14 protein-coding genes and 1 riboswitch are annotated in these 17,152 nt (G+C 54.3%); of the genes, 5 read left to right on the top strand and 9 right to left on the bottom strand.

The genetic code is table 11. From position 1 onward, the window contains the following. Positions 1-286: 286 nt before the first annotated feature. The 4 genes from TH19_RS01385 to cobU form a co-directional block, all read right to left on the bottom strand. Positions 287-988 carry a hypothetical protein gene (locus TH19_RS01385; RefSeq protein WP_114100520.1) on the bottom strand — a complete coding sequence of 234 codons (702 nt, stop codon included), beginning with the start codon at positions 986-988 and terminating at the stop codon, positions 287-289. 182 nt (positions 989-1,170) lie between these two features. Beyond that, positions 1,171-4,950 (bottom strand): cobaltochelatase subunit CobN, encoded by a 3,780-nt coding sequence (gene cobN, locus TH19_RS01380; RefSeq protein WP_114100519.1) that lies wholly within the window; start codon positions 4,948-4,950, stop codon positions 1,171-1,173. A 94-nt stretch (positions 4,951-5,044) separates the two neighbouring features. Then, entirely contained in the window at positions 5,045-6,085 is a 1,041-nt protein-coding gene (cobW, locus tag TH19_RS01375) for a cobalamin biosynthesis protein CobW (protein WP_114100518.1), read from the bottom strand. Positions 6,086-6,131: 46 nt separating this feature from the next. Next, on the bottom strand, positions 6,132-6,659 hold the full coding sequence (cobU, locus tag TH19_RS01370) for a bifunctional adenosylcobinamide kinase/adenosylcobinamide-phosphate guanylyltransferase (protein WP_114100517.1): 528 nt from the start codon (positions 6,657-6,659) through the stop codon (positions 6,132-6,134). Positions 6,660-6,714: 55 nt separating this feature from the next. Next, a riboswitch (cobalamin riboswitch) is annotated at positions 6,715-6,909 on the bottom strand. Positions 6,910-7,146: 237 nt separating this feature from the next. Between cobU and TH19_RS01365 the strand changes: the two genes are divergently transcribed. Beyond that, the gene (locus TH19_RS01365) at positions 7,147-7,821 is read left to right on the top strand and encodes a hypothetical protein (protein WP_114100516.1); all 675 of its coding nucleotides are present in this window, start codon (positions 7,147-7,149) and stop codon (positions 7,819-7,821) included. A 77-nt stretch (positions 7,822-7,898) separates the two neighbouring features. On the opposite strand, the gene TH19_RS01360 is transcribed toward TH19_RS01365, so the two are convergent. Together TH19_RS01360 and cobS are read right to left on the bottom strand one after the other, a co-directional pair. Beyond that, positions 7,899-8,510, bottom strand: a complete 612-nt coding sequence (locus tag TH19_RS01360) for a histidine phosphatase family protein (protein WP_114100515.1) — start codon at positions 8,508-8,510, stop codon at positions 7,899-7,901. 65 nt (positions 8,511-8,575) lie between these two features. After that, positions 8,576-9,316 carry an adenosylcobinamide-GDP ribazoletransferase gene (cobS, locus tag TH19_RS01355; protein WP_258547779.1) on the bottom strand — a complete coding sequence of 247 codons (741 nt, stop codon included), beginning with the start codon at positions 9,314-9,316 and terminating at the stop codon, positions 8,576-8,578. Positions 9,317-9,650: 334 nt separating this feature from the next. Here cobS and cobT point away from each other — a divergent pair, with 334 nt between their 5' ends. Continuing rightward, complete coding sequence (gene cobT / locus TH19_RS01350) at positions 9,651-10,685, top strand: nicotinate-nucleotide--dimethylbenzimidazole phosphoribosyltransferase (protein ID WP_114100513.1); 1,035 nt, start codon at positions 9,651-9,653, stop codon at positions 10,683-10,685. Positions 10,686-10,783: 98 nt separating this feature from the next. Here the strand turns inward: cobT and TH19_RS01345 are convergent, their stop codons facing one another. Beyond that, the gene (locus tag TH19_RS01345; protein WP_114100512.1) at positions 10,784-12,013 is read right to left on the bottom strand and encodes an EAL domain-containing protein; all 1,230 of its coding nucleotides are present in this window, start codon (positions 12,011-12,013) and stop codon (positions 10,784-10,786) included. Positions 12,014-12,243: 230 nt separating this feature from the next. Between TH19_RS01345 and TH19_RS01340 the strand changes: the two genes are divergently transcribed. Genes TH19_RS01340 through rfaE1 form a run of 3 tightly spaced genes read left to right on the top strand, consistent with a single transcriptional unit; the run spans position 12,244 to position 15,331 of the window. Next, positions 12,244-13,197: a UDP-glucuronic acid decarboxylase family protein gene (locus TH19_RS01340; protein WP_114100511.1), complete on the top strand. Its 954-nt coding sequence runs from the start codon at positions 12,244-12,246 to the stop codon at positions 13,195-13,197. Between the two features lie 29 nt (positions 13,198-13,226). After that, on the top strand, positions 13,227-13,811 hold the full coding sequence (locus TH19_RS01335; protein WP_114100510.1) for a D-sedoheptulose 7-phosphate isomerase: 585 nt from the start codon (positions 13,227-13,229) through the stop codon (positions 13,809-13,811). Between the two features lie 47 nt (positions 13,812-13,858). Further along, the gene (rfaE1, locus tag TH19_RS01330; protein WP_114100509.1) at positions 13,859-15,331 is read left to right on the top strand and encodes a D-glycero-beta-D-manno-heptose-7-phosphate kinase; all 1,473 of its coding nucleotides are present in this window, start codon (positions 13,859-13,861) and stop codon (positions 15,329-15,331) included. Between the two features lie 3 nt (positions 15,332-15,334). On the opposite strand, the gene TH19_RS01325 is transcribed toward rfaE1, so the two are convergent. Together TH19_RS01325 and cbiB are read right to left on the bottom strand one after the other, a co-directional pair. Further along, positions 15,335-15,904 (bottom strand): nucleotidyltransferase family protein, encoded by a 570-nt coding sequence (locus tag TH19_RS01325; protein WP_258547778.1) that lies wholly within the window; start codon positions 15,902-15,904, stop codon positions 15,335-15,337. A gap of 53 nt (positions 15,905-15,957) precedes the next feature. Beyond that, entirely contained in the window at positions 15,958-17,034 is a 1,077-nt protein-coding gene (cbiB, locus tag TH19_RS01320; RefSeq protein ID WP_309471245.1) for an adenosylcobinamide-phosphate synthase CbiB, read from the bottom strand. Between the last annotated feature and the right edge of the window lie 118 nt (positions 17,035-17,152).

The raw sequence follows: 17,152 nt of genomic DNA, 5'->3' as shown, positions 1-17,152 counted from the left end.
TGTTGCCCAGCTGCATGGACACCTTACCCAATCGGCAAGACGAAGGAACAAAGGAAAAAGGCCCTGCAAAGCAATCTTTTGACGTCGTTCATAGGCAGCCCCGAACACTGGTTTTGCCCACATTGCCCGGCCAAGGCATCCTTGACAACCGCGGCAACCGTTTCAGGTGTCATCATCGCAGCCAAAAAGAAAGGTGCAGTCGCAAAACCACACCTTTCCGCTGCCTTGGGCAGCTTTCCCCCACCCACACAGCAATGAGGAATATCTGTCATATTCACAAGCGCACTTAGCAGAATGTGCCTTCGCGTGCAGAAAGGCCAAGGTCGCCGGTCACCAGATCGGCCCATTTATCGGGTTCGCGCATATCGATATTGCGCAGTTCCGGGCGACGCATGCGAGCCTTGTTAAACAGTTGTAACCGATCCCCGGGCGACATCCGTTTCAAGCGCATCAGGGCGGCCCGAACCATTTCGTTTTGGGCGGCAACCGGGTTCTGGAAACTGTGTTCAACGACTTCGAGGCGGCGCTCAAGCCAGTTGCGACTGATCACAACTTCTTCTATCAGCGCCTTGAATTCACGTACGACCGGGAAATGATCAAGGGCAACATGGGCAATCGAGATTGCCGTGCGCCAGACTTGGCGTTCAACCCCTTGCAGATACCGCCAGTAAATTTTTACCTTGGCATCAATTTCAAAGCGGGTCTGATCCGGACCGGGCAGATGATGGGCAAGTTCGGTCATGCCATCATGAAATTCATCAAAGTTGACCGGGCGATGTTGGCCGTTAAAGCGTTCACGTGCGTTCAGAACCGCACGAATGGCCCCGCGGGCCGGGCGATAGCGCCCTTGTCCGTGAACGTCCGCCCGAAGCCATTCGGGCAAATCGCAGTCAGCAAGCAGGAAGTCGATAATATCGGTGTGCCCTTTGTGGGTCGGCACCGGAGTTTGCAAATAGTCAGGCAAACGAACGTTGGTCTTGTTCTCCATCGCGGCCTCCTATCCTAGTGATCACCCTGCTTCCCGGCAGGTGATCTGAAAGGTGTGCCCCGTCCCTCACAACTTATTAACAGTTGGTTAATCGAGATATGGTGCGAAAACGTAACGTTTCAACTCCTGACAATGTTCCCGTAGTAAATTTCTTGTGAATCCCGTGACTTGGACCTTGATGCCTATGATCGGTCCATAAGGTTGGAACTGACACTGTTGCGGCGCGGTTGCCAGAGGCCGCGTTCAATTGCCTCGCGCAGGCGATCGCGAATATCACGCAGGGCATCGGGGTTATGTTCCGCAATAAAGTCGCGAACCTTTGGATCATCAAGATAGGCATCATAGACCAGATCAAAGTGATGATCGGCCACACAGCGCGCCGTTGCGGCAAAGGCAAACAGGTAATCGACCGTTGCCGCCATTTCAAACGCCCCCTTATAGCCATGACGCATTACGCCATTGATCCATTTGGGATTGACCACGCGGGCCCGGACCACACGGGCGATTTCTTCTTCCAGCGTGCGGATTTTCGGGCTTTCGGGGCGGGAATGGTCACTGTGATAAACCGTGGGTTGCTTACCCGACAGATTACGTACCGCCGATGTCATTCCGCCTTCGAACTGATAATAATCGTCAGAATCCAGCAGGTCATGTTCACGGTTGTCCTGGTTATGGACGATGGCATCAACATTGGATAACCGGGTTTCAAACAACTTGCGCGCAGCAACACCTTCGGCCCCGTTGCCATAGGCATAGCTTCCCCATGCCAGATAGGCATCGGCAAGATCGACTTCGTCCTCCCAAAGCTTTTCATCAATCATCGCCTGCAACCCCGCACCATAGGCCCCGGGTTTTGATCCGAACACGCGGAAACCGGCCTGTTGGCGGGCCTGATCGGCGGTCATCCCCTGATCGCTCAGTTTCGCGGTTTCCTTGGCAATCCGTGCGGCAATCGGGTTGATATCGGCCGGTTCATCAGTTTGGTCTGCCACCGCGCGAACCGCGCTGTCAAAAAGATCAATCAGGCCAGGAAAGGCATCCCGGAAGAAACCAGAAATGCGCAAGGTCACATCAACCCGCGGACGGCCCAAAAGCGATGCCGGCATGATTTCAAAGCCGGTCACCCGGCGCGATGCACTGTCCCAGGTCGGACGGACCCCCATCAGGGCAAGGGCCTGGGCAATGTCATCGCCCCCCGTGCGCATGTTGCTTGTCCCCCAGACCGAAAGACCAAGTGCACTTGGCCATTCGCCATGGTCCTGAACGTGGCGCTCCAAAAGAAGTTCGGCCGATTTCCAGCCCAACTGCCATGCCGCCGGAGTCGGGACCGTACGGGTATCAACCGAATAGAAGTTGCGCCCGGTCGGTAAGACATCGGGCCGTCCACGGGTCGGCGCACCCGATGGTCCGGGCTCGACAAATTTACCGGCAAGTCCGCGCAGGATACCGGAAATCTCGGCCGGGCCACAGCCGGTTACGGCTGGGCGAATATTTGTTTCGACATCGGAAATAACATCAATGACCGCCCCCCATGACGGGTCGGCAGTGATGGTGCCATTGACCAGATCACGCGCCAAAAGCTCAATCCGTTCAACCGTATCGCCAGTTGTCCGCCACGGGCCAATGTCGCTGTCATCTTTTGTCCCATAGGCGGCAAGGATTTCGGGTTTGGCACCTGGCCAAAATTCGGCAAAGGCACAATCAAGGGGATCAAATGCCGGGTCTGCCAGAATATCCTTGGCAATCGCCCGATGCAGCGATGCCTTTGGCCCGTGATCAGCACCACGGGGCAACCGGGCCAGCGCGACCAGTAGATCGGTCAAAAGATCACCTTCCGGGGCCTTTCCAAAGATATGAAGGCCGTCACGGATTTGAAGTTCCTTCAACTCGCACAAATAGTTATCAAACTTGGCAAGTGCGCTTTCCTCGTCCTCGCCCGCCTCGATCCCGCAATCACGATCAAGTCCGATGCGGATGGCAAGTTCGAGAATATCGCGTTTCAGGATCACCAAGCGCCGCGGATCGACCGCCGCCGCGTCATAATATTCATCAACCAGCGCTTCGAGGTCCTTGAGCGGCCCGTAACTTTCCGCACGGGTCAGTGGCGGGGTCAAATGATCAAGGATAACGGCCTGTGCGCGGCGTTTGGCCTGTGTGCCTTCACCCGGGTCATTGACGATAAAGGGATAGAAATGCGGGGTCGGGCCAAAGACCGCCTCGGGGAAGCAATCCTCGGAAAGTGCCAGTGATTTGCCCGGCAACCATTCCATATTGCCATGTTTACCGAAGTGAATGATCGCATCGACGCCAAACACATGACGCAGCCAGATGTAGAAGGCGAAATAGTTGTGCGGCGGCACCAGATCGGGCGAGTGATAACTTTCAAGCGGATCAATGTTATAGCCGCGTGCAGGTTGCAAGCCCACGATCACATTGCCCATCGGCAGGATCGAAAGGGCAAAGCTGTCCTGATCGGGCAGATAAAACGGATCGGTTTTGGCATCACCCCAGGCTTCTGTCACCTGACCCTGAATCGATTGGGGCAGCGCAGCAAAGGCAGCCTGATAGTCCGCCATGGGCAGCGTCACGCGAATATCGCGCTGGCCAAGGGACGTGAAATCGTTGGTCGGTCCGGCCTTGATCGCCGCAATCAGGGCATCGCCATTTTCAGGCAGATCGGCAATCGCATATCCATCGGTCCTCATGGCGCGCAGGGTTTCAATCATGCCCGCAGGCGTATCGAGCCCGACACCATTGCCCAGACGGGCATCCTTGTTGGGATAGTTCGCCATGACCATCGCGATCTTGCGATCCGATGCCTTTGATGTGCGCAACTTGATCCAGTTGGCGGCAAGCTTGGCGGTAAAGGCAACGCGGTCGCGCACCGGAATATATTTGACCAGATCGATCTGGGTCAGGTCATCTTTACCGGCTGATCCCTTGAACGAAATCGCACGCGCCAGAATACGACCATCGACTTCGGGCAGGGCGACATTCATCGCGATATCGCGCGCAGTAAGTCCGTTCACCCCGTCGCGCCAGGCACCTTCACTGCCGCCGGACAAAACCACCTGGAACACCGGCGCATCAACCGCATCAAATGGCCCGTCAAAACGTTGCGACCCCGGAACAGAAAGCGCAAATCCCGTGGTATTCATGATCAAATCAGCACGCGTTTCCGTCAACCAGTCACTGACCAACGCACTTGCCACCGGATCTTTGAGACTGGCAACAAAAATTGGCAACGGATTGAGTTGGTTGGCGCAAAGTTCTTCAACCATTGCGTCAATTACATCAAGATTGCCTGCCTGCACCAAAGATCGATAGAAGACAATTGGTGTAACCGGTTGATTTTCAATCCAGTTTGATCTGATTTCCGCAAGATTTGCCTGTGATTTTCCCGGCCAATAGCCGCCTGCCTTGACCAAAGGGGCGGCCGGTGACCAGTTCCAGTTCACATTTACATTTAACTTTTCATATATAAGACGAAGTAAATTCTCGGAATTTTGTGGACCACCTTCGATCAGGTAACGCCAGATATGCTGATACTCTGCCCCCTTGACGGTCGACAGAGACAACAGTTCGGCATCGGGCTGATCATCACCGGGCAGCAGGACCAGCGGAATATCACGCGACCGCGCAAGGGCGACCAGTTGCTCGACACCATATTCCCAATAGCCGCGCCCGCCCAAGATACGCACGATGATGAATTTCGCATCGCCCAGCACATCATCGACATAAAGATCAACCGACATATTGTGCCCAAGCTGCAAAAGGCTGGCCAGTCGCAGGGACGGGACGTTATCCCCAAACGCATCACTTAAACGGGCCTGCGCACCGGCAAGGCAGGCAAGTTCGGACTCGGCTGCTGACAGAATGACGACATCACCCGGTTGCTGACCAAGGTCAACCGCCTCGCTGCCATCAGTAACCATGCCGGGCTGTGCTGCCAAAAGATGCATTTGAAATTCCGTGTTTTCTGTCGTCAAAAGCACCGATACCGGATGCAGGTTACATCCGGTATCGGTCAGATGGTTTTATGGGCAACCAATGGTATTAAGCGGCCTTGATTGCTGCTTCAATAGCCGCACGATCCAGACCATGCAGGCCAATTACCACCAGTTCTGAACGACGGTTTTCGGCCTCGGCCCACGGACGATCAAAGTAACGCTGGAAACGTTCGCCAACCCCCTGCACCACATGGCGCATCGGTTTGCCCGGAATATCAAGGAAGCCCTTGATACGCAGAACATCATACTGACGCACGATGTCGATCAGACGTTTTTCAAGGTCAGCAGGATCATTGACCGCATCAAGCGACACCACAAAGCTTTCGAAATCATCGTGATCATGTTCGTGACCATCGTCATGATGGGACGGGCGGCTATCAAGATCGTCCTCGGCCGCGGCCCCAAGACCGAGCAGAATGGCGTTCTCAACGCGGGAATGTTCGGTGGCGATGATCTTGACCGATGACTTTTTAAGCTCGGCCCGGATATCGGCTTCGACCTTGGCGCGTTCTTCGTCGGTCAGAAGGTCCGTCTTGTTCAGAACCACCATATCGGCGCAATGAAGCTGTTCTTCAAACAGTTCTTCAAGCGGACTTTCATGATCAAGGTTTTCATCTGCTTCGCGCTGCGCCTGAACTGCGTGGTGATCGTGGGCAAACAGGCCATCACGCAGGGCCGCGCCATCAAGAACCGCTACAACACCGTCTACAGTCACCCGCGAACGGACTTCGGGCCAGTTGAATGCCTTGACCAGCGGTTTGGGCAAAGCCAGACCGGACGTTTCAATCACGATGTGATCTGGCGGGGTCTCACGATCAATCAAACCCCGAATGGTCGGCAGAAAATCATCTGCCACCGTGCAGCAGATACAGCCATTTGCCAGTTCGACCACGTCATCCTCGGCACAGCCTTCGATGCCGCAACCATTAATGATGCCGCGATCAACACCAAGATCACCAAATTCATTGATGATCAGGGCAATGCGTTTGCCATTGGCGTTTTCCAGCATGTTGCGGATCATGGTTGTCTTGCCCGCGCCGAGGAAACCGGTAATGACGGTTGCCGGGATTTTACCTAATTGTGCCATTTCTAAAGTCCTTAAAATTCAATAATTTACACTGTTATTTAAGCAGCTATTTAACCGACATTGGAATGCCTGCGACCACCAGGGTCACGCGGTCTGCCAATTCGGCAATCCGTTGATGCAACCGCCCGGCATGATCGCGAAAGGCCCGCGCCATCGCATTTTCCGGGACAATCCCGAACCCGACTTCGTTTGACACCAGAAGAACCGGAATATCAAGGGTCGGCAGCATTTCGCACAATCTGTCCGTTTCAAGCGCGATGTCGCGATCTTCAAGCATCAGATTTGTCACCCACAGGGTCAGGCAATCGACCAGAACCGGCTTTGCCCCCGCCTTGTTGCAGGTTGCAAGGGCTGCGCAAAGATCAAGGGGTTCCTCGATGGTTTGCCAGAGTTCACCGCGTGATTGTTTGTGAAGATCGATGCGATTGACCATTTCATCATCCCACGCCCGACCCGTCGCGATATAGATTCCGCCGCCAGCTTGATTGATGATGTTTTCGGCAAATCGGCTTTTGCCTGATCGTGCACCGCCCAGGATCAGGTGCATCCCGTCAAGCGGGTCCGTATTTGTCATCTCGTATTCCTCGCCATGGCCTCCCACCGAGGCCCGATTGCGTCGCCACCAGTTTTGACTGGTGACACCTTCGGCTGGTTTCCTGGCTGCGGGCATGAAAGCGGTCCGCCTTCCCGGTTTCCCGGTGGCTGGTGAATGCCAAAACATCCACCCGGATCACCCAACCCGATACAGTTGCGGGGGCAGCATCGGCATCGCACCGATTTCCCATCACCGAACGGTGTCGAGAACCTAACAGGTTTGCCTTTGAACCCAAAGGGCATTCTCTGTTTGGGCAGGCCTCCTGATCGGAAGGTCAGTATTTGTAAGAATTGCCTGCTTGAGACTGCCTCTCCTTTAAGAGAACATAATATTATCACGCTGGCATTAGAGTGCTAACAAACCACCATCCAGCAAGATCACCGGGACATAAAAAATCAAAGCCCGGTGCGTCGCACAAAGCTGCGGCACAAGACTCTTGGGGTTAACTGGAATTTTGTAAAATCAGATGGCAGTTTCTGCACAACTATCGAAAATCCGTACACCGACGACACCGACCTGGATCACATCGTCGCGCAAGGATATGTGGCTTGGTTTGCTGGAACGTTTGAATTCCGAAAACCGGTCATTTCAAACATTTCTGGAAGAATACGCAGCCGGTAGCGACATCACGCTTTCGCGTCGCGATGTGCGTAATATCTTCGCAATTGATCCGTCCAAAGGGGTGATCGGGACCATCATCTGGTCCCATGCACGTGGTATTCGTGTGAACGCATTATCCTTGCTGGTTCGCGATCTTCCGACTTTGATCACACTGATGTCGATTTCAGACTTCGGTGAAGAAGAACTGAACGAACTTCTGGCCCAACCGGGTATTTCAGTTCCGACAGCCAGCAAGATGCTTTCCGCCTGTGGAAAAACCTATCGCGGGATGCCGGCCGCCATCATTGATGACAATATCATTCAGGCGATTGAAAACACGGCACTGTCCCACGATTTCCCGACCGTTGCGACATTACGCAACAAATCACGCAGTCGACCGATGTCCTATTACGAGGCCTATCTTCAGGATGTGACCGCAATCTGCGAGAAATATAACATCACGGCCGATTTGCTTGATCGCTATCTGGCTGAACATGCACTTGAAGATCTGTCAGAACAGTCGGAACTGAAATCGGCATGAATGCCGGGGATTTCAAACAGACAACGCGGCATCATTCCAGACCGGACTGATGCCGTTTCTCTTTCCAACCGCAATAATCAATAGGCTTGATTGACCGCGGTCACCCGCCAGCCGGGCTGATCAACGCCACTGATATATTCAAGCCTGGTCAGGCTTAGCGTATCGATGTGAAAAGACAGTGCCGCATCAAGCGACAAGCCAAGCGCATTGGCAAGAACGGCACGAATTGTCCCTCCATGCACAACGGCAACAATATCGCGCCCCGCCCAATAGCGATTAAGGCGATCAAAAACCGGCCCGACACGTTCGACAACATCGGAAAAGCTTTCACCATTCGGGGGCTGCTGGCGGGCGAAATCAGTCCAGAATTTGGTTGTTTCGCCTTTGGGAAGATCATTCCAGTGTTGAAGTTCCCAAGCCCCGAAATGCTGTTCGGCCAATCCACTTTCGCGGGTTGGCGTGACGTCTTCGTCATACAGTTCCTGAAGCTTCAGGGCCGTATCAAGTGTGCGGGAAAGGTGGCTTGTGACCCAGACCGCGTCACGCGGTAAATGCCGGGCGACGGCACGCAACTTTTTCTCATCGGACAGGTCTGCTGGCATGTCGCTTCGGCCATAAACCAGTCGTTCCGGATTTTCCACCGGCGCATGTCGCACCAGCCACCACCGTGTTGTTTCAACCTTGGTCATGTTATCCCCGATCCTGTCCGCAACAGCCAAGCAATCCTATCACATACCCGAAACCATATAGGACCTTATAGAACTGCAACAAACGCGACGCCGACAAACAGTTCGGCACAGATTTGCGTTGCGCCAAGCACATCCCCGGTTTGCCCGCCGATCTGCCAATTTGCGACCGTTCTAACCGTCAGAACCGCCAATGCTGTCGCCGCAACAACTGCCAGCATCGCAGCAAAACCGGCAAGAAACAGCGTAATCGCACCTGCCATCGCAAAACCGACCAGAACAGGTAACCAGTCCGGGCGTCCGGCCCCCTTGCCCAGCCCGTTATCACGTGCAGGCGGCAAAACGCGCATCAGGAATGGCATTGCCGAACGCGACATCACCGCCATCACCAGAAACAGGATCGCGGCCTGTCCGATTTCTGCCGCGGCAACAAGCACTGCAAGACGCAAGGCAATACACAGTATCAGCGCAACCACCGCATAGGTCCCGACCGTGCTGTCGCGCATGATTTCAAGTTTGCGGGCACGATCCAATCCGCCGCCAAAGCCATCGGCACAATCTGCAATACCGTCTTCATGCATCGACCCGGTCAAAAGCACCATGGCCGCGACCGCCAGAATTGCAAAAACCACAACACTGCCGGACAGGGTTTCAACCAGCATGGCCGGCAACAGGGCCAACCCGGCCAACACCAATCCGACAAGTGGCCAGCACCAGACAGAACGTGCAACCATTGCCGGGCGAAAATCACCAACCGGCGGCAATGGAACGCGGCTTAACAAGGCCATGGCACGCCAGAAATCTGACAAAACCGACGTATCCGCGGCGGGTTGTGCTGCATTGTCTTTTGGGTCAGCATCCGAATTATCGCGGCTTTGCTTATTTGTTTCGTTTTGGTTATGATCTTCGGGCACCATGATATTCCGATTTTCGAACTGGCAATCTGTGACACATAGGCCTAGTTTGGGGCGAATTCACCGGATTTGTCATTCTGACGCGATACAAAGCCATCCTGAATGGAGGTTTGGCAGATGATGGTGGACAGGACGACTTCCAATTGATCGGTTTCTGACCCTAATCTTTCCCATTCCAGAAGCCAAGCGGAACACGCTTTTGACGATTTGCCGCCAGCCGGAGACCCACATGTTCAATCCCAAGCACCCGCCCCAAAGCCTTGACGAAATCCGTAGCATTCTGGCCGAATTGCCAACGGCAGATACCGAGGCACAGGCCGCGGTCCTTGAACGCGAACCGACCCTGACCAAACCTGCCGGATCACTTGGCCGCCTGGAAGATTTCAGCCTGTGGCTGGCTGGCTGGCAAGGCACATCGCGACCGCGCATGTCGCGTCCGCGTGTTACCGTTTTTGCCGGTAGCCATGGCGTTGTGGCACAGGGCGTCTCGGCCTTTCCGCCCAGTGTGAACCAGCAGATGGTTGAAAACTTTATCAATGGCGGTGCTGCGATTAACCAGATTTGCAAATCGGTAGATGCCGAATTGCGGGTCATGGAAGTGGCACTTGAAATCCCGACCAATGATTTCAGCCAGGAACCGGCCATGGATGACGAAGGCTGCGCCGAGGCCATGGCCTTTGGCATGAGCGCGATTGAAAAGGGCCTTGATCTGTTTATTCCCGGCGAAATGGGGATCGGCAACACCACGGCGGCTGCGGCAATTGCACATGCGCTTTATGGCGGCAATCCCGCCGACTGGACCGGGCGTGGTACCGGCATTGATGACGCGGCCCTCGGCATTAAAACCCGGGTGGTTGGCGATGCCATCATCCTGCATAAAAACCAGATGCATGACGGGCTTGATGTCTTGCGCTGTGTTGGTGGTCGCGAAATTGCCGCGATGGCAGGTGCGATCATTGCCGCACGCTATTCACGGGTTCCGGTTCTGCTTGACGGGTATGTTTCCTGTGCGGCGGCCGCCGTTCTTGCCGCGATGCGCCCCGATGCCCTTGATCACTGCCTTGTCGGGCACGTATCGGCCGAACCCGGTCATATCCGTTTGCTCGATCAGCTTGGCAAAAAGGCCCTGATTGATTTTGGCATGCGCCTTGGCGAAGGATCGGGTGCGGCCCTTGCCATCCCGCTTTTGCGCTCGGCGGCAGAATGCCACAATGGTATGGCAACCTTTGAAAAGGCCGGGATTGACGGCAAGGAACAGGATTAAACCATTCCGATCCGATGTCCCATTCAGGTGTGACCATACCGGGTATCGGGGAAGAACAAGTCAGGCAAAAGCCAAAAAATAGCGTCGGGTTTCCGGCGCTATTTTTTTGTCCGTTCGCTCATCAATTGTTCGACATGGCGGCCCTGGAACATGGTGATATTGATCGAATGGCCGAATTTGATCGCCCGTTCATCATCACAGCGGCACAGGATCACGCGCGTATCGCCGGATTCCGCAACAGCAGCGCGCATTGAATCACGATGTTCATCGCTCATTGCTTCCATATCCGGGTCCCAGATCATCTTGATCATATCAACACCAAGCTTGTTGCGGTTGATATAGGGAAGCGAAAGATGACTGATACCATCGATACAAATGCGATAGCCTCGATCACGGCAAAAATCGCGGGCAAAGAAGAATGCACCAAGATCGGCAAAGATATCGATCTTTTGCAATTCCAGCACGATGGTACCGCGCTGACCGGCCTTGACGTTGCTGTCAAAGGTCAGGAAATCCGGTGACAGCAAGGTTGAAACATTCAAGTTGATACTGACCGATCCGGTCACGGATGCATCATTGGACCGGGTCAAAAGCGACAACATCCGGCGATCAAGAATTTCGGTCAGATGCTGGAACAGCCAGCGGTTCGACAGAACATTGACATCCGGCAGAAGCGTTTCCTGCAAATCTTTGATCGAAATGAACAATTCATGGAAGACCGGGGTCGGGTTGGCATCACCAACCACCGCACAAATCGCCTGACGGCGCATCAGGTTCGACAGATCGGCACGCCGCAGGGATTCATCAATACGTCCCAGAATTTTGGGCGTCAGCGGCGCACGATCATCACCATATTCGGGATGGTCATTATGGCGTTCGGCGGCCTTGCTGACCACACGCGGCCGGTTGGCGTTTGAACGCACCAGCATCTGGGTCAGATGCAGGAATTCCTTATATTGCTGGGCAACGTCGTAATAGTCGGTGAATGTCGCCGGTGCGCCACTTTCATCCTTGCCGTCACTGATCAGCGGATCATCGTTGAACAGGAATTTAAGCCGGAAGATAACCGCATTGACCTCGTCAATCTCGGCCGCATCAAAAATGAAGATCAGGTCCTGGTTTGACAGGGTGAAGATACGCCCGGTGACCTCGGGAACGATTTCTTCAAAGGCAACAATCGCCGTGCGGATATGGTGATCGCGGCGGTTAAAGGCCTGCAACTTCGAGAAATGCACATGGATCGCACCAACACCGTCCCTGCGCCGCTCAAGGCGTCGCACATAGTCGACCAAAAAGGCTTCGGGTGATGGAAGTGAACTCTCGGACATGAATGCAGTAACCAGATTATTGTTTTATCGGACCCTGATCCGATGCCAGGCAAGTGATCATAGAGCCTGTCGATTAACAGGTTATGTATTTATCATTTATGTCTATTGAAACCAAACGTGAAAATCGGACATTTTCAAACATCTGGCCAAAAGATAAGTCATAGCTTTCCGCCAACCAAGCTGCTAGTTTCAGCCCGATTTATCATCTCGGCGACAGGTCTACGGGCAATATGTGGCGACGCAATCGCATTCTGGTAACAGGTGGCGCAGGATTTCTGGGCTCGCATCTGTGTGAACGTTTGCTTGAAGAGGGCAATGACGTCCTTTGCGTCGATAATTTCTATACCGGCACCAAAGACAATATTGTCCATCTGCTTGATAATCCGCATTTCGAGCTGATGCGTCATGATGTGACTTTCCCGCTCTATCTTGAAATAGACGAGATTTACAATCTGGCCTGCCCGGCATCACCGATCAATTATCAGCACGATCCGGTCCAGACCACCAAGACCAGCGTGCATGGTGCGATCAACATGCTTGGTCTGGCCAAACGGGTTGGCGCGAAAATCTTTCAGGCATCGACCAGCGAAGTTTATGGCGACCCGGAAGTCCATCCGCAAACCGAAGATTACCGCGGCAATGTCAATCCGATCGGGCCGCGCGCGTGCTATGACGAAGGCAAACGCTGCGCAGAGACCCTGTTTTTTGATTATCACCGCCAGCATGGCCTTGATATCAAGGTCGCCCGGATTTTCAATACCTATGGGCCGCGTATGCATCCGCAAGACGGACGCGTAGTATCGAACTTTGTCACCCAGGCATTGCAAGGCGAAGATATCACCATATATGGCGATGGCGGCCAGACCCGGTCATTTTGTTTCTACTCGGATTTGATCGAAGGGATTATCCGGCTGATGGCAACCGACAAATCCGTCACCGGGCCGATGAATCTTGGCAACCCGTTCGAAGTTACCATCCGTGAACTTGCTGAACGTGTGATTGACATGACCGGCTCGAAATCCAGATTGATCTTCAAGGACTTGCCCGCCGACGACCCGCTTCAGCGCAGGCCCGATATCACCTTTGCCCGCAACACACTGGGGTGGGAACCGACTGTCACACTGGAAGCAGGCCTTGGTTCGACAATTGACTATTTCCGTGATCTGATTTCAAAGCACGGCTAAGACAACTTACTGCAGGATTTTAGAGCGCGATGGATATCAAAGCCTTTTTCGATGCCGAATTTGACGAGCATCTTGATCTGGTCAACAAAACCCGCGAAGCCACCCGCGACGGGTTTATCGAGCTGGTCGAAATTTGCACCGATGCGCTGAATGACGGCAACAAGCTGCTGTTCTTTGGCAATGGCGGCTCTGCGGCAGACGCGCAGCATATCGCAACCGAATTCACGGTCCGCTATATCAATGACCGTCGCGCCCTGCCGGCAATTGCCCTGACCACTGACAGCTCGGCCCTGACGGCAATCGGCAACGATTTCGGGTTTGATTACCTGTTTTCGCGCCAGATCGAAGCCCTTGGCAATCCCGATGACGTTGCGATTGGCATTTCGACATCGGGCAACAGCAAAAACGTTAATCTCGGCCTGGCCAAGGCCAAGGAAATGGGCCTGATTGCAACCGGCTGGACCGGTAAAACCGGTGGCGACATGGTCGATCTTTGCGACCCGATTTTGGTCGTGCCAAGCAACACCACCGCCCGCATCCAGGAAATGCATATCCAGCTTGGCCAGATGCTGGTTGGTGCCCTTGAACATACCCTTGGCCTGACCAAGAAGTAACGATACCTATCCGCGACCGAACCAACAGACAGAATAAAGATACGATAATGACCGATCTTAGCCATCTGGCCCGACAGGTAGAACAACTGACCAATGCCAAGGTGCTGTGCATCGGGGATGTCATGCTGGATCGCTTTGTCTATGGGTCGGTCAACCGCATCTCGCCCGAGGCACCTATCCCGGTCATCCGGGTCGAGCGTGAAAGCGCGATGCTTGGCGGCGCGGGTAACGTTGCTCGCAATGCCACCGCCCTTGGCGCATCCGTTCAGTTCCTGACCCTTGTCGGTGATGACTTGCCGGGCCGCGAAGTTATGGAATATGTCGCCAATGACAAGGGTGTTGAGCCCTATATCCAGACCGAACGCAACCGTCCGACCACAATCAAAACCCGCTATATCGCCAGCGGACAGCAATTGTTGCGATCTGACAACGAAACCACATCCGATATCGCACCAGCCACGATCAGCAACTTGTCAGCCCTTGCCGGACAACTTGCACCGGATGTCGAAGCGATCATTTTGTCTGATTATGGCAAGGGCGTTTTGCATGCCGATGTGGTGGCCGCAGCCATCAATGCAGCGCGCAAAGCCGGAAAGCCGGTGATTGTTGATCCCAAGGGCAGCGATTACAGCATCTATCGCGGCGCAACCGTTGTGACCCCGAACCGTGCCGAAGCACAGGCCGCAACCGGCATTACGGTCAATAGCGACGCAGATGCGGTTGCCGCAGCGACCAAAATCATCACCGAATGCGGTATTGATAACGTTCTTCTGACCCGCAGCCAGGATGGCATGACCCTTGTTACCAAGGGTGGCGACGCCATTCACCTGCCAACCGAGGCCCGCGAGGTTTTTGACGTCTCGGGTGCCGGCGATACCGTTGTCGCCTGCCTTGCATCGGCGGTTGCGGCGGGATCAAGCCTTGCCGATGCCGCACGCATTGCCAATGTCGCAGCCGGCATTGTGGTTGGCAAAATCGGCACCGCAATTGTTTACCCGGACGAACTGGTATCTGCCCTGCATCATCATGACCTGATGATTGGCGAAGCCAAACTCATGCCGCTTGATCGCATGGTGGATCGCGCAGAGCGCTGGCGTCGCAAGGGCTATAAGGTCGGCTTCACCAATGGCTGCTTTGATCTTTTGCATCCCGGCCATCTCAGCCTTTTGCGTCAGGCACGGGCCAGTTGCGACCGGCTGATTGTCGGGCTGAATTCCGATGCATCGGTCAAGCGTCTGAAAGGTGAAAGCCGCCCGGTCCAGTCCGAGGCCGCCCGCGCAGCCGTTCTGGGATCACTGGAAACCATCAGCGGTGTTGTCATTTTCGGCGACGACACCCCGATCAAACTGATCGAGGCGATCAAGCCCGACATCCTCGTCAAAGGCGCCGATTACACCATTGCCACAGTTGTCGGTGCCGATATCGTGCAGTCCTATGGCGGAAAAGTTGTTCTGGCCAATCTTGAGGACGGTTTTTCAACCACCTCGACCATTGCACGAATGAACGAAGGCAAAAACTGACGCTTAATCGTCGTTTTTGCCATGATCACTGTCATCAGACCATGGCACGACATCAAGGTCTGGCCAAATTTTCTGCCATCTGGCCACTTTCGCGGTGTAAACCGACGCGATGGGAAGGACTTTGTTTGGAATGATCCGGCCTTCAAGGACGGCGTCTAATCCGAACGGGGCATAAAGGCGGTAATCTCCATCAACGCCCCGGCGAAGGCCAATCGCCGTGGTTTGATAGGCAAAGCGATCAATGCCATCGCTTGCCGAATGAACCGCGCCATATTCCAGATCGAATTTTTGGCGATACCAGATCGGCACCCGGGCCTGATTTCGAAGCTCGATCTGGATCGGGAGATCCGAAAAAAGATCAGCACATCTCGAAATAATATGATCCTCGGCATCCCAACTTGTGTCGGGATCGAAATAAAAAAGATCATAATCCTCGATCCCGGTTTCCGGGGCCTTTCCGGTTTTAAGGTTCCAGATGCTTTGGGCCAGACAGCCCGCCGTAAGCCACCAGTCGGTGAAACCCAGAAATCTTGCACGGTCGAGGATTTCGGCATTAAAGCGGTTTTGAAGCACGGCAGTTAGAAATTCCGCCCCCCTTGGGCATTGATCAATCAGGCACCCTGCACTCATAACCCGAACCAAAGTGCCTTGATCAAAACCGGCCAAGCCGCGTTGATCAAACAGGCGCCGACATAAAGCGACAATGCCCGATCGATATCGGATGCATCGGCATCGCGCCGACCGGACCCGATATAGGGATCATCGACGATTTCATCGCCATATTGACGCGGACCGGCAAGGGCAAGATCAAGTGCGCCTGCAAAGGCTGCTTCCTGCCATCCGGCATTGGGGGATTTATGTTTGCGAGCATCACGCCAAACCGTCTGCCAAGCGGCTTTGCCACTGGTTTTGGCACCAAGCAAAGCGGCCAGACAAATTACTCCCCCGGCAATTCGGGCCGGGATAAAGTTGGCAACATCATCAAGCCGGGCCGCAAACCGCCCGAAATACAGATATCGTTCATTGCGGTGACCAATCATCGAATCAAGGGTGTTGATCGCCTTATAGGCACAAATGCCAATCGGTCCGGCGACCACATACCAGAAAAGCGGCGCGACCACCCCGTCCGAGAAGTTTTCAGCACAGCTTTCAATTGCCGCCCGGCTGACACCGGCTTCATCAAGTTTGTCCGGGTCGCGCCCGACAATCATTGAAACCGCTTTACGGCCACCAGAAAGCCCATCGGTTTTAAGCGCCGTCGAGACAGCTTTGACATGTTGATAAAGGCCCTTTTGCGCGATCAGGACCGCTACCAAAAGGATCTCGAACAACCAGAAAACACCGCCAAAATCCGACAGAACCTGAATAACCCCGCCAACCGCGCCCGCCGCGGCAATGACCGTCAGACTGGTCACCATACCGCGCAGCATCAAATCCGCTTTGCCCAGATGCTTGCGATTAAGCCGCTTTTCGAACCATGAAATCAGATTGCCGATCCAGACCACCGGATGGGGAATGCGCGAAAACAGTCGGGGAAAATCACCAAAAACCCCGTCCAACACCAGTGCCAACACCAGTATTGTAAAAAGTGGTCCGGAAAATCCGGAAGCCGGAATAAGAAAATCTGCAAGATCGGGTTCCATCGGCGCAATGTGCGACCTGCGCGACAAACCGTCAATGCCAATGACACGGGCATAGGCCAAAGCCCTGTTGTCACAGCATCATTTGCCAAGCGTGACCCGATTTGCTAGAAGACTTTCATACGATTTTTATTTTTGTCATACTATCAGATTCCACAACACCATGCATCCCCCATAAAAC

The organism is Thalassospira profundimaris (genome assembly GCF_003326675.1).
Lineage (GTDB): Bacteria > Pseudomonadota > Alphaproteobacteria > Rhodospirillales > Thalassospiraceae > Thalassospira > Thalassospira aquimaris.
This window is presented reverse-complemented; position numbering and strand designations above follow the sequence as displayed.

Excerpts from the sequence above, each read along its gene's own strand:
- cobU (WP_114100517.1), bottom strand. The coding sequence starts at position 6,659 with ATGACAAATACGGACCCGCTTGACGGGATGCACCTGATCCTGGGCGGT.
- TH19_RS01385 (WP_114100520.1), bottom strand. The coding sequence starts at position 988 with ATGGAGAACAAGACCAACGTTCGTTTGCCTGACTATTTGCAAACTCCG.
- cobT (WP_114100513.1), top strand. The coding sequence starts at position 9,651 with ATGTTCAATCCCAAGCACCCGCCCCAAAGCCTTGACGAAATCCGTAGC.
- TH19_RS01335 (WP_114100510.1), top strand. The coding sequence starts at position 13,227 with ATGGATATCAAAGCCTTTTTCGATGCCGAATTTGACGAGCATCTTGAT.
- TH19_RS01345 (WP_114100512.1), bottom strand. The coding sequence starts at position 12,013 with ATGTCCGAGAGTTCACTTCCATCACCCGAAGCCTTTTTGGTCGACTAT.
- TH19_RS01365 (WP_114100516.1), top strand. The coding sequence starts at position 7,147 with ATGGCAGTTTCTGCACAACTATCGAAAATCCGTACACCGACGACACCG.
- cobW (WP_114100518.1), bottom strand. The coding sequence starts at position 6,085 with ATGGCACAATTAGGTAAAATCCCGGCAACCGTCATTACCGGTTTCCTC.
- cobN (WP_114100519.1), bottom strand. The coding sequence starts at position 4,950 with ATGCATCTTTTGGCAGCACAGCCCGGCATGGTTACTGATGGCAGCGAG.
- TH19_RS01340 (WP_114100511.1), top strand. The coding sequence starts at position 12,244 with ATGTGGCGACGCAATCGCATTCTGGTAACAGGTGGCGCAGGATTTCTG.
- rfaE1 (WP_114100509.1), top strand. The coding sequence starts at position 13,859 with ATGACCGATCTTAGCCATCTGGCCCGACAGGTAGAACAACTGACCAAT.
- TH19_RS01360 (WP_114100515.1), bottom strand. The coding sequence starts at position 8,510 with ATGACCAAGGTTGAAACAACACGGTGGTGGCTGGTGCGACATGCGCCG.